Annotated in this window: 20 protein-coding genes; 7 read left to right on the forward strand and 13 right to left on the reverse strand. The window is 71.4% G+C overall.

From position 1 onward, the window contains the following. The first annotated feature begins 19 nt into the window (after positions 1 to 19). Positions 20 to 385: an iron chaperone gene (locus OHA98_RS22525; RefSeq protein ID WP_266928543.1), complete on the forward strand. Its 366-nt coding sequence runs from the start codon at positions 20 to 22 to the stop codon at positions 383 to 385. A 77-nt stretch (positions 386 to 462) separates the two neighbouring features. On the opposite strand, the gene OHA98_RS22530 is transcribed toward OHA98_RS22525, so the two are convergent. Further along, the gene (locus OHA98_RS22530; protein WP_266928544.1) at positions 463 to 1665 is read right to left on the reverse strand and encodes an erythromycin esterase family protein; all 1203 of its coding nucleotides are present in this window, start codon (positions 1663 to 1665) and stop codon (positions 463 to 465) included. Positions 1666 to 1723: 58 nt separating this feature from the next. Between OHA98_RS22530 and OHA98_RS22535 the strand changes: the two genes are divergently transcribed. Both OHA98_RS22535 and OHA98_RS22540 read left to right on the forward strand, forming a co-directional pair. After that, on the forward strand, positions 1724 to 2506 hold the full coding sequence (locus tag OHA98_RS22535) for a TioE family transcriptional regulator (RefSeq protein ID WP_266928545.1): 783 nt from the start codon (positions 1724 to 1726) through the stop codon (positions 2504 to 2506). A gap of 213 nt (positions 2507 to 2719) precedes the next feature. Continuing rightward, positions 2720 to 3133, forward strand: coding sequence for a hypothetical protein (locus OHA98_RS22540; protein ID WP_266928546.1), 414 nt, complete (start codon positions 2720 to 2722; stop codon positions 3131 to 3133). Positions 3134 to 3273: 140 nt separating this feature from the next. Here OHA98_RS22540 and OHA98_RS22545 read toward each other — a convergent pair whose 3' ends face one another. The 4 genes from OHA98_RS22545 to OHA98_RS22560 form a co-directional block, all read right to left on the reverse strand. Further along, the gene (locus OHA98_RS22545) at positions 3274 to 4833 is read right to left on the reverse strand and encodes a mucoidy inhibitor MuiA family protein (RefSeq protein WP_266928547.1); all 1560 of its coding nucleotides are present in this window, start codon (positions 4831 to 4833) and stop codon (positions 3274 to 3276) included. 8 nt (positions 4834 to 4841) lie between these two features. Beyond that, positions 4842 to 6881 (reverse strand): DUF4139 domain-containing protein, encoded by a 2040-nt coding sequence (locus tag OHA98_RS22550; RefSeq protein ID WP_266928548.1) that lies wholly within the window; start codon positions 6879 to 6881, stop codon positions 4842 to 4844. 229 nt (positions 6882 to 7110) lie between these two features. Beyond that, positions 7111 to 7500 (reverse strand): SH3 domain-containing protein, encoded by a 390-nt coding sequence (locus OHA98_RS22555; protein ID WP_266928549.1) that lies wholly within the window; start codon positions 7498 to 7500, stop codon positions 7111 to 7113. 212 nt (positions 7501 to 7712) lie between these two features. After that, positions 7713 to 8957: an erythromycin esterase family protein gene (locus OHA98_RS22560; RefSeq protein ID WP_323179621.1), complete on the reverse strand. Its 1245-nt coding sequence runs from the start codon at positions 8955 to 8957 to the stop codon at positions 7713 to 7715. Between the two features lie 1631 nt (positions 8958 to 10588). On the opposite strand from OHA98_RS22560, the gene OHA98_RS22565 reads away from it, so the two are divergent. After that, positions 10589 to 12277: a GAF domain-containing protein gene (locus OHA98_RS22565; RefSeq protein ID WP_266930853.1), complete on the forward strand. Its 1689-nt coding sequence runs from the start codon at positions 10589 to 10591 to the stop codon at positions 12275 to 12277. A 14-nt stretch (positions 12278 to 12291) separates the two neighbouring features. Here OHA98_RS22565 and OHA98_RS22570 read toward each other — a convergent pair whose 3' ends face one another. Beyond that, positions 12292 to 13029 (reverse strand): response regulator transcription factor, encoded by a 738-nt coding sequence (locus OHA98_RS22570; protein WP_323179622.1) that lies wholly within the window; start codon positions 13027 to 13029, stop codon positions 12292 to 12294. 241 nt (positions 13030 to 13270) lie between these two features. On the opposite strand from OHA98_RS22570, the gene OHA98_RS22575 reads away from it, so the two are divergent. Next, on the forward strand, positions 13271 to 14617 hold the full coding sequence (locus OHA98_RS22575) for a globin domain-containing protein (protein WP_266928551.1): 1347 nt from the start codon (positions 13271 to 13273) through the stop codon (positions 14615 to 14617). Here OHA98_RS22575 and OHA98_RS22580 read toward each other — a convergent pair. From OHA98_RS22580 to OHA98_RS22605, 5 genes are all read right to left on the reverse strand, one after another. Continuing rightward, positions 14568 to 15248, reverse strand: coding sequence for a vitamin K epoxide reductase family protein (locus OHA98_RS22580; protein WP_266928552.1), 681 nt, complete (start codon positions 15246 to 15248; stop codon positions 14568 to 14570). The genes OHA98_RS22575 and OHA98_RS22580 overlap by 50 nt on opposite strands. Then, positions 15245 to 15724, reverse strand: a complete 480-nt coding sequence (locus OHA98_RS22585; RefSeq protein WP_266928553.1) for a hypothetical protein — start codon at positions 15722 to 15724, stop codon at positions 15245 to 15247. Before OHA98_RS22585 ends, OHA98_RS22580 begins: the two co-directional genes overlap by 4 nt. 283 nt (positions 15725 to 16007) lie before the next feature. Continuing rightward, entirely contained in the window at positions 16008 to 16478 is a 471-nt protein-coding gene (locus tag OHA98_RS22590; RefSeq protein WP_266928554.1) for a hypothetical protein, read from the reverse strand. Between the two features lies 1 nt (position 16479). Further along, positions 16480 to 18990: a SufS family cysteine desulfurase gene (locus OHA98_RS42750; protein WP_323179623.1), complete on the reverse strand. Its 2511-nt coding sequence runs from the start codon at positions 18988 to 18990 to the stop codon at positions 16480 to 16482. A 418-nt stretch (positions 18991 to 19408) separates the two neighbouring features. Then, positions 19409 to 20773 (reverse strand): tol-pal system YbgF family protein, encoded by a 1365-nt coding sequence (locus OHA98_RS22605; protein WP_266928555.1) that lies wholly within the window; start codon positions 20771 to 20773, stop codon positions 19409 to 19411. 376 nt (positions 20774 to 21149) lie between these two features. Between OHA98_RS22605 and OHA98_RS22610 the strand changes: the two genes are divergently transcribed. Then, complete coding sequence (locus OHA98_RS22610) at positions 21150 to 21533, forward strand: hypothetical protein (protein WP_266928556.1); 384 nt, start codon at positions 21150 to 21152, stop codon at positions 21531 to 21533. A 55-nt stretch (positions 21534 to 21588) separates the two neighbouring features. Then, on the forward strand, positions 21589 to 22086 hold the full coding sequence (locus tag OHA98_RS22615) for a hypothetical protein (RefSeq protein ID WP_266928557.1): 498 nt from the start codon (positions 21589 to 21591) through the stop codon (positions 22084 to 22086). Between the two features lie 638 nt (positions 22087 to 22724). Here the strand turns inward: OHA98_RS22615 and OHA98_RS22620 are convergent. Together OHA98_RS22620 and OHA98_RS22625 are read right to left on the reverse strand one after the other, a co-directional pair. Further along, complete coding sequence (locus OHA98_RS22620; RefSeq protein ID WP_266928558.1) at positions 22725 to 24530, reverse strand: glycoside hydrolase family 3 protein; 1806 nt, start codon at positions 24528 to 24530, stop codon at positions 22725 to 22727. Then, on the reverse strand, positions 24524 to 25261 hold the full coding sequence (locus OHA98_RS22625) for a tyrosine-protein phosphatase (protein WP_266928559.1): 738 nt from the start codon (positions 25259 to 25261) through the stop codon (positions 24524 to 24526). Before OHA98_RS22625 ends, OHA98_RS22620 begins: the two co-directional genes overlap by 7 nt. Between the last annotated feature and the right edge of the window lie 24 nt (positions 25262 to 25285).

Below are 25285 nucleotides of genomic sequence, written 5' to 3' on the forward strand. Positions count from 1 at the left end.
CAGCCCTTACGCTCGGTTCATGGTGCAAAGTCAGGCGAAGGACGTCGACGGCTATCTTGCCGAGGTGCCCGAAGAACGCGAAGAGGCCCTGACCCGGCTGCGTGAGCTGTGCCGTACGGAACTGCGGGGATTCACCGAGGTGATGGCGTACGGGATGCCCGCCTATGAGCGGGACGGTGTCGGGGAGATCGCCTTCGCGAGCCAGAAGCAGTACATCTCCTTCTATCTGCTGCGCGGTGATGTCCGCGAGGCATTCGCCGCGCGGTTGGCGGATCAGGACATGGGCAGGAGCTGCCTGCGCTTCCGCAGGCCGGAGAAGATCGACTTCGCGCTTCTCCGGGATCTGCTCAGGGCCACGGCGGCCGCGCCGGGCAGGATCTGCTGACCGCTGCGGCGCGGACCGCCGCAGCGGTCAGCGGCGTCGGGGCAAGCCGTGGAACCGGCGGCCGCGCCCGGCCGCCCTCAGGCCCGCGGGACGTCCTTGACGAACACGAAGCCGTCGCCGGCCGCCAGATGCGCCGGGTCGAGCGGAGCGTAGCCGAACCAGGGCGATACGCGGGGTACGGGCCGCGAGTCGCCGAGGGCCGTGGCCAGCCGCGGGGCGTCGATGACGTAGCGGTCCTCCGGGAGGGCGTACAGGAGTCCTTCGACGGTGTCGGGCGCCGGGGTGTCCACTCCCTGGTGCCGGATCGTGCCGAGGGCCGTGGCCACGAAGGCGTACTCCGCGCCGAGCCGGGCGCTCACCAGCGCACCGGCGCTCCACCACTCCAGCGGCGCCCCGCCCATCCGTATCGTGCTCTTCTCCCGCTGGAGGTGGGTGTTGTGGGCGTGGAGGAGTGCCGGGCCCCGTTCGGCGAAGGCGAGGATGTTGTGGGCCATCATCTGGTCCCGCAGGCCCACCATCCGGGTCATACGAGCCGGTGAGGTGTCGGCCATCCAGTGGTGGTAGCGCAGCAGACCGGTGGCGGTGCGCCCGTACAACCGCGCCCGGTCCCAGTCGTCCCGCGAGGTCTCCGTGAGCAGGTGCGGCATGTGCGCGTCGAGCAGCGCCACCAGATCGTCGGCGAGCAGCCGCAGCCGACCGGCCTCGGCCGACTGCCCCACGGAGCGGGACGGGTCCATCATCGCGGCGGGATCGGTCCACCGGTCGTCGGCGCCGAGGAGCCGGTCGAGTGTTCCGGCGGCGCACGGGAGCAGGTCCGCGTCCACCCGGGCCGCGAGATGGCCGTGGAGTGCGGTGAGGGCCTGCCGGGGGCTTCCGGCGCCGGCCGTCTCCAGCGGGCCGTCGAAACCGGCGAAGCGGAGCCGGTCGGACGCGGGCCGGCCGTCGTTGTAGGCGCGCATCCAGCGCACGAGCTCGCGATTGGACGCGGAGGTTCCCCAGCCGTGGCTGAATCCGTGCTCCATCGCCTCGTCGAGGGTGCCCGCGCCCGAGGTGACGTAGTCGTCCACGACCAGGCCCATCAGGCAGTCGCTCTCGATCCCGATCGTCCGGTAGCCCTCCTCCTCGACGAGTTGCCGGAAGAGCTCGTTGCGCAGGTCGAGCAGCGCGTCCTCACCGTGGGTGGGCTCGCCGAGGGCGAGCAGCCGAGGCCGGGCCGGGAGCAGCCTCATGACGGCGGCAGCATCGACGGCCCGGGCGGTGTCCTTGATGTCGGTAACCATGCCTTCAACGGTATCGTTGAACCTTCGGTTGAAACTTTTTCACGCCAACGGCAGGCTCATGCGGCAAAACCTTCAAAGCACCGAACGGCTCAGGCCTGTTGATCTGGCGCGCGGACACGGTCTGTCCACTCAGGCGGTGAGGAACTACGAGGCGGCCGGCATCCTTCCGCCTGCCGCTCGCACGCCCCACGGCTACCGGACCTATACGTCGCTGCACATGGGGGCCCTCCGCGCGTTCCTCGCCCTGGTGTCCGGCCACGGCCACCGGACGGCGACGTCGATCATGCGGGCTGTGAACCAGGGAGCGGTCGAGCGGGCGTTCCACCTCATCGACGAGAGCCACGCCCAGCTCCTCGACGACCGGCGGACCCTCCAAGCCGTGGAGAGCGCCCTCCGCGACCTGGAGCCCACCTCGGCAGCCGCGCCCGGCACGGGGTCCGGCACGGGGTCCGGCACGGGGTCCGGCACGGGGTTTGGCCCAGCGGCCAAGTCCGGGCCCGGCGGCATGTTCATCGGGACGCTGGCGGAGAAGCTGGGAATCCGGCCCGCGACGCTGCGCACATGGGAGCGCGCCGGGCTGGTCCGCCCGCGCCGCGACCCGCTGACCGGGTACCGCGTCTACGGCGAGGACGATGTACGGGACGCCCGGCTGGCCCACCAGCTCCGGCGGGGCGGCTATCTGCTGGAGCAGATCGCCCCGCTGCTCGCCCAACTGCGCGCGGCCGGCGGGCTGGAGCCGCTGGAGGCCGCACTGCGCGACTGGCGCGGCCGGCTGAACACCCGTGGGCGGGCGATGCTCACCGGGGCCGCCGAGCTGGAGGCGTACCTCCGCGAGACCTGATGGGACACCGCTCGGCCGACGGGTCTGTCACATCCCGTTGATATACGTGTCCCGGGCCCATCGCCGTCTTCCATGACTTCGGCTTCGAGCTCCTCGTGGCCGAAAGGACCATGTACGGGGACAAGACGCTCCCGCCCGCGTTCAGGTGTACTGACCCCGCACCTCATCTGCTTGAATGCAGCCCAGCCTGCCGTCCGTCTCCGGGAGACCCGAATGCGTCGAACGCTCGCTGTGACCGCCCTCGCCGCCGGGCTGCTGCTCGTCGGGTGCTCCGAGGAATCGGAGCCGATCACCGGGGAGTGGGCCGCGTACGGGCCGCAGCCGCCGGGGTTCTCCGACTTCGCGGACCGGGCGATGATCCGCGTCGACCAGGCCGGCAAGGCCGTACTCGGTACCTCGCCGACGAGGCTGTGCGGGGACGCGAAGGTGACGGCCGAGGACAAGAACAAGGACAAGGGCGACGGCGCAGGCGCCCGGTACCGCATCGCGTTCAGTTCCGCGTGCATCACGGTGAACGTTCCGGTGAGCCTGGAGGTCGTGGTCGACGGGGACACCTTGGAGGCCACTCCCACGGGCCTGCGGGGCGGGGATCCCTTCCGCTTCCGGCGTGCCGATCGAGATGACTGATCCCACAGGGAATCGGTCACGCCGGCCTCGGAGTTACCCGGCCCGCTCCGGGGCGCCGGGCGCGCGACGCGGCTCGTTGTCCGGGGCGGCGGCAACCGTGAACGGGCCCGCCCCCAGAGGCGTGGAGCGGGCCGCCGAACTCACAGACCCGTGACTTTGGCGCTCGCCGACAGTTCGTAGACCAGGGTGACCGTTCGACGGCTGCCGGGCGGAAGGGTGATGTCCCAGCGGACGATGCCGTCGGCGTCGACCGCGTCGGGGGCCGGGGAGCATGAATCCTTGCGCAGGCGTATCTCCACCGCCGAGACCTCGGAGACCGGGATCCGCTCCCGGACGGCGACCACCCGATCACCGTGTTCCCCGGGGGCGGAGAACCGGGACAGGTGCAGCCGGACGGTGCGGGTGACAACGGTCCGCTGGGTGAACCCGGCGGAGTCGCGGGACTCCTCCGTGTTCCGGACCACCCGGTGGTCGTCGCGACTGCCGAAGGCCAGCTCGACGGCTGCACCGGGGGCAGTGAAGTCAAGGATGCCCCGGCCACTGAATCCGCTGCCGCGGACCAGGTCCACGGGCCCGGCGAGCAGGGCATGACCGGACAGGTTGTCGAACCGCACCACCTGCGTGACCAAGGGGGACAACTCCGGTGAGCATACGTACTCACTCGGTGCGTCCGTGGTGAAGGCCGACAGCCGCACCCGGTGGGCGCGGCCGTCACCGGGCACCGACACCGGCACGGAGGATTTCAGCACCCGCGCCTCGCCGCCGTCGTCCACCCCCGGCAGGCCGAGCACCGGAGCCGGGCCGATGGAACCCGTCTCCTCCTCGCGCAGTTCGACGTCGACCGTGCGGCGTTCCTCCGCCGAGCGGTCCTTGAGCGTCAGCCGGTCCTCGCCCAGCCGGGGCGGATCGGTGGCCAGCGCCGAGCGGGCCGTCGACAGGGTCAGCCGTACGTCGGACCAGTCCTCCCCGGTGCGCTGCCAGATCACCGCGTCGGTCTCCAGCGTCAGCGAGCCCCCGTCGAGCACGGCACGGTAGGCGGGCCGCCACAGCGCGCACGGGGTGAGGTGGCTCAGGCACAGCTCCACCGGCCCTGCGGCCGCGGCCTCCACCGTCAGCTCGATATGGCCGACCAGCTCGGCGGGCTCCTCCTCGGAGAGGTCCATGGCCCGCTGCGCCGCGCCGATTCTGGCGGCGAGGACAGCCAGCCGGGCTTCAACGGCGCGGAGTTGCTCGCCATGTGCGTCGCGTTCGCCGTCCACCCGGTCCAGTTCGCCGGCCCAGCGGGTACGTTCGGACTCCCCGGCGCCCGCTCCTTCGCCGATCTCCCGCAGCAGATCGACGGCGAGGCGGCCGAGCAGATCGAGGCGGGCACGCAGCCGGTCGCCCTGCCGCCCCAGGGCCAGCCGCTCCTCCTGAAGGGTGTGTACCCGGCGGCGCAGGGCCGAGTCTTCGGCGGAAGGCAGCGGCGCGCGCGGCGTCCAGCTGCGGACGATCCGTACATCGAGCACCGTCGCGGGGTGATCGCCGGTCAGCTCGGCATGGAGGGTCCGGTCGACGGCCAGCGCGCTGACCGGCCCGAGACGCAGCCGCTGGACCCCGGCCTCCAGATCGAGCACGACGGAACGCTCGATGTGGGCCCGGTCTTCGAGACATGTGACCGCGGTGACGGGGAGGGCGATCGGCTTCGAGGCCGTGGACATGGTGTGTGTCAGCTCCTGCGGTTGCCGCCGGCCAAGGCCTTGCCGGTCGGAATGCGGATCTCGTAGCCGCCGTCGAGCGCGGCCGTGGCACCTGCGGCCAGGTCCAGCCGCCAGACGCGGGTGCCCGGCGCGTGCCGATCGGGCCCGGCGCCTTCGTCGGGCGCCGTCCAGTCCGCCCGTTCCTCTATCCGGACGTCCGGTTCGGAGGTGACGGGCACCCGCTCGCGGACTTCCACGGTGACGGGGCTCGCGAGCCGATTGGCCAACTCCACGTGGACCCGGTGATCGAGCACCGTGGTGTTGCCACGCAGCCCCGAGGTCGACTCGCGCTGGTTCGTACGGCGGGTGACCCGGATGCCCTCGGCCGGCCCGAGCCCCACCCTGCGGACACCGCCGGGGGCGAGCGTGGGCAGGGCGGCGGTCAGCAGGAAGTCGTCATCGACGATGACCTCCACCGGTCCGGCCAGCAGTGCCCGGTCGGTGGCGTTGGAGAGCACCAATGTCGCGTACACGGTCTGCTCCACGGAGGGCACGCAGAGGTACTCGGTACGCAGACCGACGGGGATCTCGCCGATGGTGACGGTATGCCAGGTGCCGTCCGACGGAACGTCGGCGCGGGCGGCGGCATCGTAGCGGTGGTCGAAGGAACCCGCCGACTCGCGGGGCCGTACCGCCTGTCCGGGCAACGGCAGCGCGGCCACCGCTTCGGCGCGTCGGCGGTACTCGGCCGCCACCGGGTCGGAGGGGGAACCGGGGAACAGCCGGCCTCGGCGACCGCCCCGCTTATCGGGGCCGCACAGGACGAGCGCGGCATAGTCGAGCTCGGCGCCGCTCGGCTGCGGCGGGCCGGGTGCCCATGACGGCGGACCGGACACCGGGGCCGGCGGGGGTGACGGTGCGGCCCGGCCAGGAGCAGCGGGTGCCATGGCGGCAGGTCCCGTGAGTGCGGGCGGCATGCCCGCGGGGGCACCCCCGAAGGGCATCCCGCCGCCGGGCACCGGGACCGCGGCCTGCGGGCCGCCGTAGGCCGACGGCGGGGGTGGAGGCGGGGGCGGAGGCGAGGCAACGGGACCGGACGCGGAGCCGCCCGCAGCCGCATGTGCGGCAGCCTTGGCGGGGCCGGGGCCTGCCGCGTCGTACCCGGAGAACAGGTCGACGAGCCCGGCCGGGGGCTCGCGCCAGCCGGAGGGCGTGGGGGCGGGCTGGCTTCGTCCGATCCGGATCGAGCGGAGTCCTGGCAGGTCGGTGCGGCGCCGAAGATCGGCGGTGGCCAGGGCGATGTGGACGCCGGTCCAGTCCTCGCCGGTCCGCTGGGCGACCGAGGCGCGCAGCACCAGTCGGCCGCTGCCGTCTCCCTGACGGCGAGTGAGGCGGTAGGCCGGCACCCAGACGGCGCCCGGCACGCCGTACTCCAGCTCCAGCTCCACCTCCACCGCCGCGTCACCGGGCCCGTCGAGGGTCAGGGCCGCGCAGACCGAGGTCTCCACGTGCGCCGTCGGGGCGTCGGTGGTGGCGCGGGCGCGCCGGTCGGTGGCGACGGACAGCTCGTGGCCGACGTCGCGCAGCGCCTCCTCCAGTACGGCGAGGCGGTCGTGCAGTCCCGTGAGCCGCTCGTCGACGAAGTCGGCGAGCTCCAGCCACGCGTCGACCGGCGTACGGCGGTGCGGATCCTCGCGCCTGCGGGAGGGCGCGACGGGGTGAAGGGCACGGACCTCCTCGATCAGGCCCAACTGCCGGTCCACGCGCCCCTGGGCCGCCGCGTACGCGTCGCTCAGACGCGCGACCTCGCGCCGCAACTCGTCGGGCGTGCCCCTGCCGTGCGGCGCGGCCTCCACTTCCACCCGTGCCTCGGTGACGCGCACCCCGGACGTGCCGAGGACTCTGGCGCGCAGCGAGCCCGGGTCCAGCGAGCGGGGCAGCCCCGTCACCCGCACCCGGCCGTCGGGCGACGCGCTGCCCCGGGCCAGGCGCCGGCAGACCGCGCCCTGCGCGTACACCACGACCGAATCGAGGGTCGATGCCCACCTCTGTACCGGCTCAGCCGTCATGTGCTCCGCCCCGCCCCCCGCCGCGTCCATGCCGAGCGAAGCTTACGCCCGTCCGGTCCGCGCGTCAGCGCCGGACCAGGATGATGAGTCCAGGACGCCGTGTGGCCGAGCGACCGCTCCACCGCCTCGTGCGGGGAGGGGCATGCTCCCTCCGGAGGGCCGGACGGTTCGTCGCACGGACGTCGGAACCGGTGCCGGAGCACCGGTTCCGAGCATGCTCAGCCCATCTTTACTGGCACCAGGGCACCGTGCTGAGGTTGCGCACGTAGCGGGCGCTCACGTAGCCGGGACGGCCGCCGCCCAGCAGGTACCACCTGTTGTTGCCGTCGACGTTCTCCCCCACGACCTTGCAGTGCAGGCGAATGATGGCGCCCGGCGGGAGGCTGCCGAGGGCGCGGGAGCGGGTGTCCGGCTCCTCCCGTACGTTGAGTGCCGTCCGGGACACGACCTGCCCCTCGGGCTCAGCGGCGGGTGCGGCAGCTTTCGCGGTCCGTGCGGGAGTGTCCGCCGTGCCCGCGTGGTGGCCTTCGGCCAGGGCGGGAGCGGCAAGAGCTGTCCCGGCCAGCAGAACACCCACGAGGACGGAGGTGATCCGGTGCCCGGCGTGCGGTACGCGCATGGTGTTTCCTTTGTATCGATCAGCCCCCGGGACCTTCCCGGCTGCCCCACCTTCATGGCACAGGCGGGGCGGCCCCGTAAGGGAGAAGCCGCACCTTCACCCTTCCGGGGGCGCACACTCAGCCTCCCGGGACCGCCTGCGGGGCGAGGACCGTCACTGAAGGCTTCGGCCTTGGGGCTTTCGGCTGTGAGGCGTCTGCTGTGGTGGAGCCGTCACGGCTCCATTTTGACGGCCTCCCGGACTTCGTGCAGGTGGATGAGGACGTCGAAGGACTTGGCGATCGCGATGTCGCGCGGCTCGTAGGGGAACTGGGTGCCGACGTTGAGCGTGGGCCGGGCCGTGCTCAGCCAGGCACGCGCGGGGACGGGGGCCTGGCGGACGTCGAGGTAGAAGTCCCGGTGCCGGACCTGGTCGAGGGTGTGTTCGTTCCTGCCGGGGCCGGCGGCGCCCACGGTGAACTTCTTCCATTCGCCGCCGAGGGCGGCGTCCTTCGAGAGGAAGGAACCCTGGTTGAAGGTGAAGCCGATGGGGAGGTAGTTCTTGCCCATGGTGTCGCGCAGGAACGAGCCCTGCGTCTTGGGATACATCGTGGGGTCGCCGGCGACGTAGCCGACGTGGTCGTTGTGTGCGGACAGCAGCACCTTGTCGCCGGTCTGCCGCTGCCACCAGGTGACGTTCTGGGCCATCACCTCGTCGCGGAAGCGCTGCGAGGCAGCCACCGAGTCGGGGTCGGTGACGTCCATCGTGAGGAACTTGGTGGTCTGGGCGATCGACCGGGCGTTCTGTTCAGCCCACATGAAGGCCTCCTCGCCGGAGTCCTCCTGGCTGCTGACCAGTTCCAGGGCCTGCTGTGCCCTGGCGGCGAGCTGCTGTCGTTCCGCGAGGGGCTTGCCCAGGTAGGCGAAGACGTCGTCGATCGGGCGGAGGCCGGTGTAGAGCTCGTCGAGCCGCGGCAGCGCCGCTGGGTGGTTGCGCTGTACGTAGCCGGTCACCCGGCCGAAGAACTCGTCGCTCAGTGTGGGAGCGCCGAGGTCGTTGCCCATGAAGTGGACAGTACGGCCGGGGTGGCTGCGGTTGTAGTCCCGCATCCACTCGATCAGGCTCACGAACTCCTCCCGTTCCCAAGGGGAGTTGCCCAGCGCCTCCTTGGCGATCTTGCGGGCGTCGCCCTTGCCGGTCTGGAGGTATTCGTCGATCTGGAGCCCTGAGGACCAGCTCATCTCCAGGGAGAAAGTGGTGAAACCCTTCTTCTCCACAAGCTGGCGGAAGATCCGCTCCTTCATGGTGAAGAATTCATGGGAGCCGTGAGTGGCCTCGCCGAGGCCGACCACCTTGGCGTCGCCGATCATCGAGGTCAGGGCTCGCAGGTCGGCCGTGCTTCCCCCGGGCTCGGTCGAGCGCAGCGGGTGGGCCGCCCGCTCCAGCGCGCGGACCGTGTTCTGCGTCCTCTCAGGCACGTCGGCCGGTGCTGCTTGAACCACCACAGGAACGATGGCTGCTCCCACCGCCACCACCGCAGTGACCAGCAGTCCCCGTCGGCTGATGCTCTTCCGGTGCCTGTTCACGCTGTTCTACCCCTCAAGTTGTGCTCTGCACGTTGTGCTCTGCGACGTGAGAGAATCGTCGCCCGCGGTTCCCGGGCCTCGAAAGGGAGCCCGCTCCCGAATCGTTACGGGGGACAGCCCCCCTCCCGGGGGTACAGCGGATACCACGGGCGGACGTCGTCGCCCGTCTCGGCTGAGACGCCACGACCGGCGGCTGCCACCGCCACCGGCGAACCTCCTGGGCTGTGGCATGGCCGAGTTCGCCCTTGTCCGGGGAAATACGCGTCACCAGGATTCTCCGTTGAGCTTCACTGGTCAACGGGGGGGAAACCATGCTGCGCATCCACTTCACCGGCAGAGACCTGGCGAGCGTGCGGCTGGCACGCCGCCCCGATCCGCTGTGGGAGATCGTCTGCAGCCTGTGCAGGCTGCAGAACCGGGAAGGCGCTATCGCCTTCGATCCATGGCGGCGGGCGGTCGGCGGGCTGGTCCCGCGCGCCGCGTACTTCCCCCACTTCCTCACCCCGCCCGTCGAGGACGAAACCGACGATCTTCGATCAGGCATCGACCGGGTACTCGCGACACCGCGACGCCGTCTGCGCCACGAGCTGGCCCTGTTGCCGGCGAGCGGCGGCCGGCCGTGGGCGGGTTCGGAGCCGGCGCGCGGCGACGTCGCGGCGCTCAGCACACTGGGCGGGAACCTGCGCACCTACCACCAGGCGTTCATCGCACGCTGTACAGCCCGAAGGCCTGTCCGTCCGGCGAGGTGCAGAACTTCAACATCGCGGACGCCGGCAGCTCGGCAAACGTCTACCTGCGCGAAGTCGGCTGATCGCACCGTCATTCGGCACAGCTCACGGACGGGGTTGTCCGGCAGTCTCCACCGTGCGAAGGCTCCCCCGCTCCGGCGCCGGAGCCTTCGCAGGGCCCCCGTACCGCGACGGGGGGTGAGGTCCGGTCCCGGAGAGCCTGCCGATCCGTCCTGTTCGCACACCGGAAGGGAAGTGTGTTCCTCAATGCGTATACGCAATACTGCTGCATTCACCGGTGTGGCCGCCCTCGCATTGCTCGCCGGGGCCGCCGGTTCAACACAGGCAAGTCCCAGTGCGACCATTCAGGGATGCAAGTCGGGGCAAGTCCGCGTCTACGATCACCGGGGCGCGATCGTTGTCGCCCAGTACGGCGACTGGAGCGGAAACAGCCCCCGGCAGCCGGCTCCCCTGCCGGTCCATCAGGGCGACCGGCCGGCCCCGGGCCCGGCCCGGGGCCGGTCCCCGAGGCTGCGGCGCACCGCCCGGCCCCGTGGCTGCCGTAGGCTGACCGTCCGTGGACCGGTCCCCTTCCCGTGGTGATCCGGCCGAGCGTTCCCGTACATGGCACAACGGCCCCAGAGAGCGGCGCCCCCGATGACAGACACTGCACCTGCCGCGCCCGGCCACCCGTCCGGCGTCCCTGCCCCCGACGCCGCCTCCCCCGCTCGCGCCGCTCCCGGAGCTCTCCGCCCCGGTCCGGAGAACTGGCCCGGCCCCAGCCGGCCGGACAGGATGCGCAGTCTGCTGGATGCGGTGATGAGTCTGGGGCGGGGCCTGGAACTGCCCGAGGTGCTCCGCGGGATCGTGGAGGCCGCGGTGACCCTCACCGACGCGGAGTACGGGGCGCTCGGCATAGTCGGGGACGGGCAGAAACTGCTGGAGTTCCTGCCCGTCGGCATATCGGAGGAACTCGCCGCCGTGATCGGCCAGACGCCGTGCGGGCGCGGGATTCTCGGTGAACTGATCCATCACCCGGAACCGCTGCGGCTCACCGATCTCAGCAGCCATCCGCGCAGCTTCGGCTTCCCGCCCCTGCATCCCCCGATGCGTACCTTCCTCGGGGTGCCGGTCCGGGTCCGCGACGAGGTGTTCGGCAATCTCTATCTCACCGAGAAGCGGGGCGGGGTGAGCTTCGACGCCGACGACGAGGCGGTGCTGACCACCTTGTCGATCGCGGCCGGGGTCGCCATCGACAACGCCCGCATGTACGACGAGAGCCGTCGCCGGGAGCGGCGCCTGGAGGCGCTGGGCGAGATCACCCGCAGCCTGCTCTCGGGGACGGACGCCGCCGAGGTGCTGCATCTGATCGCCGAGCGGGCGATGGAGGTGGCCGGGGCCGACCGGGCCGCGATTCTGCTGCCCTCCCCCGCACGTCCCTCCGGGGATCCGGAGGCGTGCGAGGCCGAGGCGCGGCTGACCGTCGCCGTCGCCCACGGCAAGGACTCCGAACGCGTCACGGGGCTGTCCGTGCCCGCACGGGGATCGCTGGCCGGACTCGCCGCCCGTACCGGAACACCGGTTCACTGCGCGGATGTCCGTACCGATCCCCGGGCCCACCAGTTCGGCGACGGTGCCGAGGACGGTCCCGGTCCGGTGGTGACGGTGCCCCTGCGGGTCGACACGGGGGCGAGGGGCGCACTGCGTCTGGGGCGTCCGGTGGACCGGCCGCCGTTCGACGAATCCGAGATCGCTCTTATCTCGGGGTTCGCCGACCAGGCCGCCATCGCCCTGGAACTGGCCCGTGGACGGGCCGAGTCCGAGGAGCTCGCCGTCATGCACGACCGGGACCGGATCGCCCGCGATCTGCACGATCTGGCGATCCAGCGTCTCTTCGCGACGGGTATGACTCTCCAGAGCACCACACGGGCCATCGCGGACCGGCCGGACGCGGCGGAGCGGGTGAGCCGGGCGGTGGACGATCTGGACACCACGATCCGGATCATCCGGTCCACCATCTTCGATCTGCGGACGGCGGACGGTCCGGGCGGCGGCGGGCTGCGGCGCCGGATGACGGAGACCGCCCGTACCGCGGAGAACGCCCTCGGCTTCCGGCCCTCCGTGCGGATCGACGGACCGGTCGACACGACGGTGCCGGACGATCTCGCCGAACACGTCCTGGCGGTCGCCGCGGAGGCGGTGTCCAATGCCTCGCGCCATGCGCGTGCCACGCGGATCGGCATCGTACTGTCGGCCGACGACGCGGTGACGCTGACCGTCACCGACAACGGCGTCGGAATCCGGGACGGTGTCGCCGCGCCGGGGCCGGGCACCGCGGCCGATGCGGCCGGCCCGCCGGCCGGGCGCCGCGGCGGGCTGGCCAATATGCGTACGCGGGCGGCGCTGTGCCGCGGCACGCTGACCATCGGACAGCCGGCGGACGGGGGCACCCGGATCATCTGGCGCGCGCCGCTCCACGACTGACGCCCCCGTGCCTCTCAGGTTCCCGGAGCGGGTGGCCACGCCTGGCGGCTCTTGATCCGTCCGACGAGCATCGCCGCCTGGATCCGGCGTCCCACGCCCAGTTTGGCGAGGATCGAGGAGATACGGTTCTTGACGGTCTTCTCGGCCAGGAAGAGGCGTTCCGCGATCTCACGGTTGGTAAGACCCTCGCCGATGAGTTCCAGGATCTGCCTCTCCCTGGGTGTGAGTCCGTCCAGTTCCGACGCCTCGGCAGGGGTTCGCCGGGGATCCCGCAGCCGTGCCATCACACGGGCGGTCGTCCGTGGGTCGAGCATCGAGGTGCCCGACGCGACCCTGCGTACGGCGGTGATCAGATCGGCTCCGTTGATCTGCTTCAGCACGTACCCCGCGGCGCCCGCCATGATGGCATCGAACAGCGCCTCGTCGTCGTCGAACGACGTCAGCATCAGGCAGGCGAGATCGGGCATCAGGGCGCGCAGCTCCCGGCACACCTCGATACCCGCGTGGTCACCGCCCTGATCGCCGCCGAGGCGTACGTCCAGCACGGCGACCTGCGGCCGGCCGGCCGGTACCCGCGCCAGCGCCTCCCTGGCGTCGGATGCCTCGCCGACGACCTCGATGTCGTCCTCGGCTTCCAGCAGATCGCGTACCCCTCGCCGTACGACCTCGTGGTCGTCGAGGATGAAGACGCGGATGGGGGCCGAGGACTGCGACGGGGCCGTGCTCAGTGGGGAATTCTCGGACTGATTCACATCATGCTCGATCGGTCGGGGAGAGGGCCGGGAACAGTATGTGCCCGGCCGCGGGCCCGTTACCGCCGGGGTGCCACAGCATGGCGAACAGCGTCTGAACAGGGCCGAAAGTCCCCGTGGCCAGGGGCCGGTCAGCGGGCCGGACGCGGTGCCATACTGACGCCGCCAAGATCGTCCGGGCGCAACGGACATCTCCCTTTCCCGGCCACCCCACTGCCCTGTACCGAGGAGTCACCGGCCCATGAACACCCCGAGCGAGGACTACCACGCACTGCTCGCACGGCATGACGCGATGCGTCTGCGACGACGCATCCTGGCCCCGGCCGGCAGCAGTGCCGAACCGTGGAGCGCCGAGGCCCCCCAGGCGTACGACGGTTCGGCCGACCAGCTGCTGATCAGCGACTCGCTGGCACTGGTGAGCCCGCTGGAGGAGCTGGTCGCCGAGCTGTACCTGCTTCTCTTCGAACGGCATCCGTATCTACGGTCGTTGTTCCCCGAGTCGATGGCGTTCCAACAGGTCCATCTCGTAGGCATCTTCCGCTATCTGATCAGCAATCTGCACCGCACGGAAGAGATGATCGGAGTCTTCGGACAGTTGGGGCGCGACCATCGCAAGCTCGGTGTGCGCCCCGCGCATTTCGAGGCTTTCGAGGCGGCGCTGCTGGAGGCGCTGCGCGTGCGCGCGGGCGTCCGGTGGACCCGTGCGCTGGAGCACGCCTGGCTGCGGATGCTGCGGCTGGCCGTCTCGGCGATGGTCAGGGGCGCCGACGAGGCGATCGCCGAGCCGCCCAGCTGGGACGCGACGGTGACCTCGCACGAACTCCGCGCGCCCGATCTCGCGGTACTGCGGGTGCGACCGCACCAGCCCTACGCCTTCGAGGCCGGGCAGTACGCGTCCTTGGAGTCACCGCTGCTGGAACAGGCCTGGCGTTCCTACTATCTGGCCCGCGCACCGCATCCGGACGGTGAACTGGAGTTCCATGTACGGGCCCGGGGCGCGGGCGGGGTGAGCGATGCGCTGGTGCACGGTACGCGGGTGCGCGGCGCCGTCCGTCTCAGTGCTCCGCGCGGGGCGCTGGCCCTGCCGGAGCACCTGCCCTCCGCCGACATCCTGCTGGTCGCCTCCGGTACCGGCTGGGCTCCGATGAAGGCGCTGCTCCAGCGGATCGACACCGACCGTTCCCGTACGCACCGGGTACGGCTGCTGCTCGGTCTCACCGCGCCCGAGGAGAGCGCGGCGGCCGGAGAGCTGTACGACGGGGCGTATCTGGAGGCGTTCCGGCGCGGACGCCCCTGGCTGACCGTCGTCGCGGCCGAGGCGGCCGAGGCCCGCTTCGCCGGTGCCGGGCTGCGGGCCCTGAACGGCACGACGACCCCGTATCGCGGAGCCGCCGCCCGGCAGCACGCCTTTCTGTCCCTGGCCCCCGAGGCTCCCGAGGCAGCCGCCGCCGGGTACGCGCGGGACGTCTCCGCGCGTCTGGCCGCCGCCGGAGTTCCGGCCGCGCACATCCATCACGAGACCAACGGCATCGTCGCGGTCACAGAAGCGTCTGCCAGTACGGCCAGAACCGGGTTGCTATCAGCATGACGATGCCCAGACACCAGGTCACCGGCACCACGTGCGGGAACTCCAGCACCGCCGCGACCAGGGGGCGTGGGGCGGGCAGCACACCGTGGCGCAGATTGTGCACCGTGGTGTGCCAGAACATGAAGATGGTGGCCATCCACACGAGCACGCACCACAGGCAGAGGGCGCCTATGTCGTACAGCGCCTGTGTCATCAGCCACATGCAGAAGACTGCCCCGGACAGCGTGCCGGCGTTCAGCCCCAGCCAGAACCAGCGCCGATAGCGTGCGCCCGCGAGCAGGCTCATGCCGGCCCCCATCACCACTCCGAAGGCGACCAGCCCGATGAGCGGGTTGGGAAAGCCGAAGACCGCCGCCTGTTCACTGCGCATCACACTCGTGCAGGACACCACGGGGCTCAGTGAGCAGGCGGGCACGAAGCCGGGATCGGCGAGCAGTTCGAACTTGTCGATCGTGATGACGAACGAACCGAGCAGCCCGAGCGCGGCGGTGATCACCAGCAACCATGCGAAGCCACGCCGTGCGCCGGCGCACTCCCGCTCGTATCCCGTTCCGGACGCCTCGGCGCAGACCCGGTCCCCGGCCTCGCCCCCTTGAACCTCCTTCCCCGCCCCACGCTCCGCCAGTTTCATCCCCGCCCCCGTACGGACCCGTCCGGCCAGACGACCTCCACCCGGATTCCTCGCGCACGTGCGAAGGCGACCAGATGTGCGGTGGCGTCCCGGCCGTCCGACGGCGATCCGTCCCACACGGCGAGCACGGTGCCGCACGTCTGCACCAGACGCTCGTCGGCGCTGACACACGCGTCGCGGTCGGCCGGATCGAAGGCCAGCAGCCGTACGTGCTCGGCCAGGACCAGCAGTTCGCCCGCGGCCGGCCGGTCCCGCTCGGGCAGCACGGCGGGAACGGCGCCCTGGGCGGGCAGCAGCACGGTCAGTTTCCGCCCGGCCTCCCGCGCGGCCCTCCCGAACACCACCGGCAGACCTGCCCCGGCGCGTACCAGGGCGGCCGCGCCCTCCGCCAAGCGGTCCAGCCGCGCTCTCAGTTCAGCCTCCACCAGTTCCAGGGTTCTGTTGCTGAGGTCCCTGTGCCCGACGACTGCGATCACCACGTTTCCTTCCTGCGCGTATCCGCACCGTCCAACGCTTCCGCACGCCGCGGCCCCGCCCGGGTGCCGATACCGGACCCCGCCGGCGCATGCGACGCACTGCAGTGAACCGATCGTGGGTCCGACACCGCTAGGGCCTATCGGCCCTGTCGGCGGGGACGGCGTCACACGGCGTGCCCGTGCGGCAGGCGAGCGGAGCGGGAGGGAGGCCGGGGATCGGCGGTTCGGGCCGGGGCGCGTGACGTGATGACGGATTACCGGGTCGGGCCCCGGCGAGCCGCCTTCACCGATGGGGGACGACCGGCTCGATCTCGTCGGCTCCGTGTCCGCGGCACAGCTTCAGAGAGGCGACAGCGACGACGTACCACATCGCGGGGTAGGGGTCCCCCGCGTCCCAGCCGGGTGCCACGTGGATGACGGTGCCGTCGTACGGTTCGCCGATCACATGCACGGCGGAGCCGGGAGGGTAGCCGTTCTGAAGGCTCTGCTCGGCCAGTTCCGCGACGAAGCACCGGCTTTCCCGACGACGGAACCGCGCGTGGTCGCCGGGATCGTAGACTGCGGCGTGGGTTCTGCGCAGGTGGATCAGCGCGAGGGCGAGACGACGTGCGTGGGAGCGGCTGCGCGGGTCGGTCGCGGGGGTCGCCCGGATCGCCTCGAAGAGCTGTCTCTCCAGCGAGTTCCGGGACTGCCCGTCGATGCCCGCCGGAACAGCCGCTCCCGCCGGAGCGGTGCACGCGGTAATGGACGGCATGTCAGAACCGGATTTCGTACACGGCGCTGCGGGGGGTCTCCGCCACGCGGCGCCACCGGGTGAACCCGGCGGCTTCGGCCAGTGACCGCAAGGCCTTCTCTCCCGCGTGGTTGCCCAGGGCGAGTGGCCCTCGCTGGGCGACGGCCGCGGGCAGGCAGAGTGCGGTGGACAGGCTCATGAAGAGCCTGCCGGTGGAGTGGGTGTTGTGCGTGGGGTCGGCTTCCGCGTTGGGTTCGACCAGCATGATCGCACCGTCGGGCTTCAGGACGCGCCGCGCGCCGTCGAGTGCCCCCAACGGGTCGCCCATGTCGTGGAGGCAGTTGAAGAGGGTGATCAGATCGAACCGGCCGGCGTCGGCGGCGTCGAGGTCGCGGGCGGCGGCGGCGTGGAAGCGGACACGGTCGTCGAGTTCCCGGTCCTCGGCGATGATGCGCGCCCGGTCTATGGACGGCTGGTGGTTGTCGAAGCCGTGGAAGGCCGACCGGGGGAAGGCCTGGGCCATCAGGAGGGTCGAGTAGCCGATTCCGCAGCCGATGTCGGCCACCTGTGCGCCGGCGTCGAGGCGCCGGGTCATCCCGTCGAGTTCGGGCAGCCACTTCTGGACGATGTTGGCCTTGTAGGCGGGACGGAAGAAGCGGGCGATCGCGCGGAACATCTGGGGCGGGTACTCACCCCAGTCCACTCCTTCTCCGGTGCGGAAGCATTCGGCGAGCCGGTCCTCGACGTCGTAGAGGGTCCGCAGGGAGGCGAAGATACCGACTCCTGCGGTGGGGGCGTCCGAGTCGGCGAGCACTTCGGCGTGTGCGGCGGGCAGGAGGTAGACGGGCTGTCCCTCGGCCGTGTCCGGCGACCGGTGGACGTACCCTGCGCCGACCTGGGTGTGCAGCCATTCCCGTACGTAGATTTCGTGGGTGCCCGTACGGTCGGCGAGTTGGGCGGCTGACATGGGGCCGCTGCCGGACAGGGCACGGTAGAGGCCGAGGCGGTCGCCGAGAGAGACGGCGAGCCCGGTGGCGGCTGTCGCGGCGTCCCCCAGGACCCGGTCGAGGAATTCGGCCGCGGCGGCCGGTGCGGAGACACCGGTGGACGGTATCCCCGCAGGCTCGAAAGAGGCCTCCGCCGGCGTGCTGTCCTCCTGCGCGGTCGGGAGGACGGCTGTCTCCGGGACCGCGTGCAGGGCGGGTTCGGCGAGTTCGGCCAGCGCCTGGACGAAGGCGTCGATCTCGCCGGTCGTCGTATACGCGTAGAACGAGGCCCGGGTGGTGGCGGGCAGTCCGAAACGTACACAGGCGGGCCGGGCGCACAGGTGTCCCACCCGGATGGCGATGCCGCGTGCGTCGAGGAACTCCCCTATGTCGTCGGGGAACCGGTCGGACAGCGCGAAGGAGATCACCGGCCCGCGGTCGGTGCTGTCGCCGGGGCCGACGATGCGCAGGCCCTTGACGGATCCGAGGGCATCCAGGGCGTGCCGGGTGAGACGGTCGCCGTGCCGCGCGATCTCCCTCATGCCGATCCGGTCCAGATAGGTGCAGGCCGCACCGAGCCCGACCGCCTGCGCGATGACGGGGGTACCTGCCTCGAAACGCTGAGGCGGTGCCGCGTAGGTGGAGTTCTCCATCGTCACGGCATCGTTCATCTCGCCCCCGGTCAGGAACGGGGGGAGAGCGCGCAGTAACTCCTTGCGACCCCACAGCACACCGATTCCGGTGGGTCCGCACATCTTGTGCCCGGAGAACGCCAGGAAGTCGACACCGAGTTCGGTGACATCGACGGGGAAGTGCGGCACCGACTGACAGGCGTCGAGGACCGTGAGCGCCCCCACTTCCCTGGCGCGTTTGACGAGCACATCGACCGGGTTGACCGTTCCGTACACATTGGACTGGTGGGTGAAGGCGAACACCTTGGTGCGCTCGTCCACGATCTCGTCGAGACGGTCGAGGTCCAGGCGGCCCTCGGGGGTGATGGTGAGCCAGGCGAGCTCGGCTCCGGTGCGGCGGCAGAGCTGCTGCCAGGGCATGAGGTTGGAGTGGTGCTCCATCTCCGTGATCACGACCCGGTCGCCCGGCCCGAGGGCCAGTGAGCGCAGGTCCCGCTCGGAGCGGGACGCGTTGCCCAGGGCGTAGGCGACGAGGTTGAGCGCTTCGGACGCGTTCTTGGTCAGGACGATGTCGTCGGCCCGCGCGCCGACGAAGGCCGCGATGCGGGCCCGGCCCGCCTCCAGCAGCCACGTCGCTTCCCTGGCCAACTGGTGGTGGCTGCGGTGCACATTGGCGTTGTGGAGCGCGTAGAAGTCTCTCTCCGCGTCGAGGACCAGCTGCGGCTTCTGCGAAGTGGCCGCGCTGTCGAGGTAGATCAGGGGCCGGCCGTCGTTGACGGTGCGCCGCAGTACCGGGAAGTCGGGGCGGACGGCCTGCGGATCGAAACCGGTGCCGTGTGCGGTCGGCCGTTCGGAGCTGAGCGCGGTGTGCGCGGTACAGAGACAGCCGGGGGTCTCGATGTGCTGGATGGTCATGGGTGTTCCTCTCTCGGACGTTCACGTGCCCTTCCAGTCAGGCGAAACAGCCCGCGTGAGGGAAGACCCGGGTGAGGTCCGGAGCGTGAACGCGTTGAATGCCGTACGGACTTCCACGCATGCCCCTGGCATATTCGGCCGATAGGGGGTGGGGGAAACGATTCCCTGACCGTACGGACGCGAGCCGCTGGGGCATTTCGCGCACAGCGGCACGCGCACACGGTAGTTGTGGCAGATGGACGATCCCTTTGCCTTATGTCCCTTACGGACGGACACCGCACCGTTGGACACCTCGCCGTTGGACGTAGCTCCGCCGGACGCGCCTCCGTCCGACGAGGTGCCGAACCCCGTTGACGCTCGGACCGGTCCGGCCGGAGCCGCCACCGGGACGAAGCCCGCTCCGGCTCACGTCACCGAGTCAGTACCGTGGCAGCCGGGCTGAGGAGGCACGGCCCCGCTCGATCAGCTCGACGGCCTGACGCTGCCTCGGAAAGCTCCGCGCGTGCTGGAGCATGCGGGCCAGCGCGCGGCCGGCCTCGTTGGAGCCGACGACATACGGGTAGTGGTCGAGGAAGATGTGCCAGTGCGCGCAGGCCTCTTCGAGCTGACCGTCGGCCACCAGCGCTTCCGCGAGGCGCGCCTGGGTGAGGGCGTAGGGGCGGTGCTGCCCCGGGTCCCGGTGCAGCACCGAGGACTGGAAGGCGAGAACAGCCTCCGCCGGACGCTGGAGAACCTGCAGCGTCCGGGCCCGTCGGTACGCGATTCCCGCTTCCGGGTAGACGGCGAACGCACCGCCGTGGCTGTCCGCGCGACGATGGGCGTCGGCGCTGCCCACGAGGTCGGCCATCGCACCCTTCCCGTCGCGAAGCGCCGCGTGCGTGTGGCCTCGCTGAGCGAGGACGAAAGCCAGCACCGCCGGATCGTTCCTCCCGGCGCACTCGACCGCGGAGTCGGCGAGGCTGTGCGCCTGATGGACATGACCGAGGCCGAGGGCCTGGACGCTCATGACGCGCAGAGTGATCGCGTAGGAGGCCCGGTTCCCGGCCTCGCGGGCCAGCTCCAGGGCCAGCGCGTAGTACCGGTGGGCCAGCCCGTGGTGCCCGGCGTCGGCCGTCATGGAGGCCAGCACGTGCACCAGCCGGGCGCAGTGGTCCAGCACAGGAGGATGGATTCCGTCCGCTGCCGGAACCGATGCCAGCCGGGCCGCGTTGTCCGCCAGATGGGCCGCCAGGGCCGAGCGGATGTAGGCACCGCCGTGGGCCCGGACCAGGCCGGCGAAGAGCTCCACCATCGCGCTCAGGAACTGTTCGTCCGCCGACGCGTACGGCTCCCCGCCCGGCCCGGGACCGGGCGGGTCGGGTCTCCATACCGGCGGAGTATGCGGAGCCGGCGAGTAGACGGTGCCGATGAGGGCGGCGCGTTGGTTCGGGTCGGCGTCCTGGCTGCACAACGCGATGAGGCCGGGAAGACCGCCGCCCCCTTCCTGCCCGGTGCCGGGCGGCGGCATGCCGGCACCCGGCAGGCGGCCGGGAGGGGTGAGTCCGGTGTCCTCGGCCGAGATCAGACGGCCGGCCCGGTGACTGAGCGCCTGGGCGACCAGGTCGGGCACCGGTCCACGGGGCCGGGAGCCCTTGAGCCAGTGCGCCACTGCCGTACGGTCGTAACGCAGCCGCAGCCCCTGGGCCGCTCCCAGCGTGTTCACCGCGCGGGCCAGATCCGCGGCGCTCCAGGACGTGGCTTCGAGAAGGACGGCCAGTTTCCGGTTGGGTGCGCGATGCGGCATGACCATGTCCCCTTCCGCTCCCACCGCGTGGGTGTACGCGTGCGTGGGGCCGCGACTGGGGGAGCATCTGCGACTCGGCCGCCCGCGAGGAAACCTGATGGAGAGGAGAGGCCGCGGAAGAGGGTGCGGCGCGGAGAGCCCCGAGGTCCGGTACCCCCAGGGACATCGTCACCGAAGGATACCCCTGGGGGTACACGTATCAAACGCGGCCGACCCGCCATTCCTACCGCCGTCACACACGCCCCGCAATACCCGCCGGGATGTGCGCACAAGACGACGGCGACGACCCGCGCACGACCCGCGGGGACCGATGCCGGAACGGGGTGTTCTATGGTGTCGTCGACCTCCCCAGGAAGAACACAGGAAGAGCGGGCGCATGAAGCGAGTACCGGAGCAGGGGGCGACCACGGCCGCGCTGCGCGGTGTGCTCGCGCTGCTGCTGCTCGCGGTGGGTCTGCTGTGCCTGTTCGCTCGCGCGACTCAGCACCACGCTCCCCCTTCCGATCAGGTGTCCCTGTCCCGGATGACCGAGGCCGCGGCCGTGCCCGCGGCCGAGGGCACAGCGCCGTGCGGGAAGAAGACGGCGGTGAACGAGTCCGCCGCGCGCCGTGCCGACGCCGCTCCGCAGTTGGTTCCGGCCCTCGGCCTGCTGGAGCCCGGGGTCCGTCACGTACGTCCAGCACCCCGTAGGGACCTCCCGTTCCCCAACGGGCCGGCGCCACCGCCTCCGGTGGCGCTCTCCTCCGTCCTGCGGATGTAGGCCGGACCTCGCGGTCACGTCCTGCTGTTCCCGACTGGAAACGGAGTTCTTACCCATGTCCTCTTCCCGGCGTTCCTTCGGCCGGGCGGGCGAGGCGCTGCGTGCGTGGCGGACGAGGCAATGGTGTGTGGCGGGCGTCGGAGCCCTGGCCACGGCCGTCGTCGTCGGCGCGCCCACCGATGTGGTGCCCAATCCGCTGTTCGGCCGTTCCATCCCTGTGCAGTGGTGGAACTACCCCACCCTGGCCCTCACCTCGGTCCTGGCCGGCATCGTGCTGAGCACGTACGTCCGCCGGCCGGACGCCCCACCCGCCGCCCGGTCCTCCGGCCCGGAGAGCCGATGGGGCGCGGTGGGCGGGGTGCTGTCGTTCTTCGCTGTGGGCTGCCCGGTCTGCAACAAGCTCGTCCTGCTGTTCCTGGGCAGCTCGGGAGCCCTGAGCTACTGGGCCCCGGTACAGCCGCTGCTGGCTCTCGCCTCGGTCGCCCTGCTCGCCGAAGCGGCGCTGCGGCGCCTGTCCACCCAGGCCGAGTGCCCGGTCACGGTTTCCGCCTGACCCTGCGGATCCGCCCGCCCTCCCCTGATCCGCCTCACCCTTCCGGAGGCATTCCACGACTGATCAGGTCACGGAGGCGGGCGGTCCGAGGCCGGGCGGGCAGGCGCGGACCATGAACCGACGGGCCGGCTGCGCGTACACACTCACACGGCCCTTCGGCGGTGCGAACGGTCTGGAGCCGGTCACGGGACACCTGCGTATCACCTCCGACGGCCCCGACAGGGCCGTGATCGCACGCGGCCATGACGTCGGGACGCCGGATTTCCGGGTCATGGAAGTCGAGACCGGCGGGCGTCTCGTCCTGGACCACATCACCCTCGGCAATGGTGCGGTCGGCAGCGGCGCCGGCATCTTCAACAACTTCGGCACGCTGACCCTCAACCACAGCGCGCTCACCGGCAACAGGGCGAGGAGTTCGGGGGCGTGCTCTTCAACAACGGCGAGCGGGCCGTCACCCACAATCCGCCCAACAACTGCGCCGGCTCCCCCACCCCCGTTCCCGGCTGCGCCGACTGACACCCTCGTACGGCGGTGCGAACCGGCCACCGCGTCGTCGTTCGCCGCGGGGCCGGTGCCGCTGCGGGTGGTTCAGGCACGGTCCGGTGCGCGGGGGCTGCCCGTGCCCCACGGGTCCGGCACTACCTCCGCGACGGTGCTTCACCGGCCGTCGGGTGACCGCAGTGGAACAGCGGCGCACGGGTGTCGAAGGGGATGTCCTCCCGGGCGTCCTCGACGGCGGCCATGGAGGAGGGCAGGTCGAACGGAAGGGTTCCGGACAGCGGGGCCCGGCCGAGGGCCGCGTCGAGAACCACATCGTCGGCGGCGCCGAACTCGCCGATGAGGAAGGCGGCCTGGCCGGTCAGCGGGGTGAGGACCGCGGGGCGGTCGAGGTGGACGGCGAAGCAGGTGGGCACGGCGGCGGCGAGGGATCTCAGGCGCTCCGCCTCCACGGTCGGGAACTCCAGCGAGCCGCTGTGGAAGAACTGTTCCAGGAAACCCTCGCGCTTCTCGTACGGTGCGGCGATCCGGAGAACGGCGGCGTCGGCGTCCTCGGGCCGCTCCACGACGGTGCCGTACCGGGCGGCGACCGCCGGATCGATTCCCTCGACGTACAGCCGCCGCCCGGTGACGGGACGGCCGGAGAGGTGGACCAGTGAGCGCCGCTGGACTCGGCGGCCCTGGTCGCGGCCGGCCGCGTCGCCGACCAGTTCGGCCGCGGCGTCCGGGTCGGCATAGGGGTCCTCGAAGAGGCCGAGGCGGAACTTGTCGCGCAGGATGCGCCGGGCGGATTCGTCGATCCTCGCCTCGCTGACCGCGCCCGAGTGAACGGCCGCCAGGATCAGCCCGGGGTCGGTCTCGCCGCCGAGCTGGTCGGCACCGGCGTCCAGGGTCAGCACGACCTGGTCGGCCACCGACAGTTCCTCGACGCCCCAGTGACGCGGCGGGAAGGTGGTGACTCCGGGGACCTCGGTGCCCGTGATCGCGTTGAAGTCGGTGCAGACCACGCCGTCGAAGCCGTACCTGCCGCGCAGCAGACCGGTGATGACGTCCCGGTTGAAGTTGGCACCGACCTCGGACAGGCCCGCGCCCGAGGGGATCGCGTACGCGGGCATGATCTGCGCGGTTCCGGCCCGGAAGGCGGCCTCGAAGGGCAGCAGGTGGTGCTCGAACGCACCGCCCGGGTAGACCAGCCGACGGCCTGCCATGAAGTGCGAGTCCTCGCCGTGCGCCTGGGGACCGCCGCCGGGAAAGTGCTTGGTCATGCAGGCGACGCTGTCGGGGCCGATCGCCTCGCCCTGGAGGCCGCGGATGTAAGCGGTGATCATGCGGCACGCACGGTCGGCGTCCTCGCCGAAGGTGCCGCTGATCCGGGCCCACCGAGGTTCGGTGGCCAGGTCGGCCATCGGGTGGATGGCGAGCCGGATCCCGACGGCCCGCAGTTCACGGCCGATCAGGGCCGCGTACCCCTCGACCAGGGCCGGATCGTCGGTGGCCGCGAGCCCGATCGGTTCCGGTCCGGCGCTGAAGCCGCCGCCGGTGTGCGCGGTGGCGGGGTTGGCGGTGAAGCCGTGCCGGGGGTCGGAGGCAAGGGTGACCGGGATACCGAGGCGTTGTGCGGCGGCGAGATCCTGGACGTGGTTGTTCCACTCGGCCATCGCGCGGGCGTCGGGGACGGCCATCATCGCGAAGGCGGTCAGACCACGCCCGGCGATCAGGTCGGCGCCGGTCGGGACGCCGTTGCCGGGCAGGGCCCGGCGGGCGTTGTCGGGCAGCATCCGGCCGTGGCACATCAGCGCGGCCTTCTCGGCCAGGGTCATCCGGTTCACCAGGTCCTCGACGCGTTCCTCGACCGGCAGCCGGGGGTCCTCGTAGGGCTCCATGGTGCCGTTGTGGTTGAGATCGCGGAACGGCGTTCCGTCGTGGTGGCGCAGCAGGTTCAGCATGCGACGGCCTCCGCGGCGGCCTTGGCGCGGAAGGCGTCGAGGGTGGCGGGGGAGGTTCCGCAGGCGGTCAGGAAGGCGGCGGCGCCCTGCCGGGTACGGACGAGGCCGAGGAAGGCGGTCATCGCCTCGGCGGGGGCCTCCAGCAGCGGGGCGGGAGCCAGGTCGCGGGCGTTGAGGGCGGCGGGGTGGGTGGGGTGGCGCTCGGCGAGGTTGGCGAAGATCTGTGTCAGGGCTTCGGAGGTTCGGGCGTAGTCGGCGACGATCGCCTCGGCCGGGACACCGAGCAGTTCGAGCAGCAGCGCGGTGATCAGGCCGGTGCGGTCCTTGCCTGCGGCGCAGTGCAGCAGGACACCGCCGGGGCGGGCGGCGGCCTCGACCGCGGCGGTGACGGCGTGGGGTGCCTGCTCGGCCATCAGGAGGTAGAAGGCGCCGAGATCCGCGGCGGTGGTCATGGTCCCCATGGCCGCCATGACGGCGTCGGTGGTGGGATCCATCCGGGCGGCTATGACATCGATCCCCGCGGCCTCGGCGGCGGCCCAGTCGGCGGGTTCGCTCTCCGCGGCACCCCGCAGGTCGACGACGGTGAGGATGCCGTGGTCGCGCAGCTGGGCGACCGTGGCGTGGTCGGCGCGGGGGGAGGGCTGGGCCGAGCGGTACAGGACGCCCGGTCGGATCCATGAGCCGTGGGGATCGGCGGCGAGTGCGGGATCGCGGAAATTGACCAGGGACATAAGTGAACCTTTCGTGACAAATAG

It is taken from the genome of Streptomyces sp. NBC_00654, assembly GCF_026341775.1.
Taxonomy (GTDB): Bacteria; Actinomycetota; Actinomycetes; order Streptomycetales; family Streptomycetaceae; genus Streptomyces.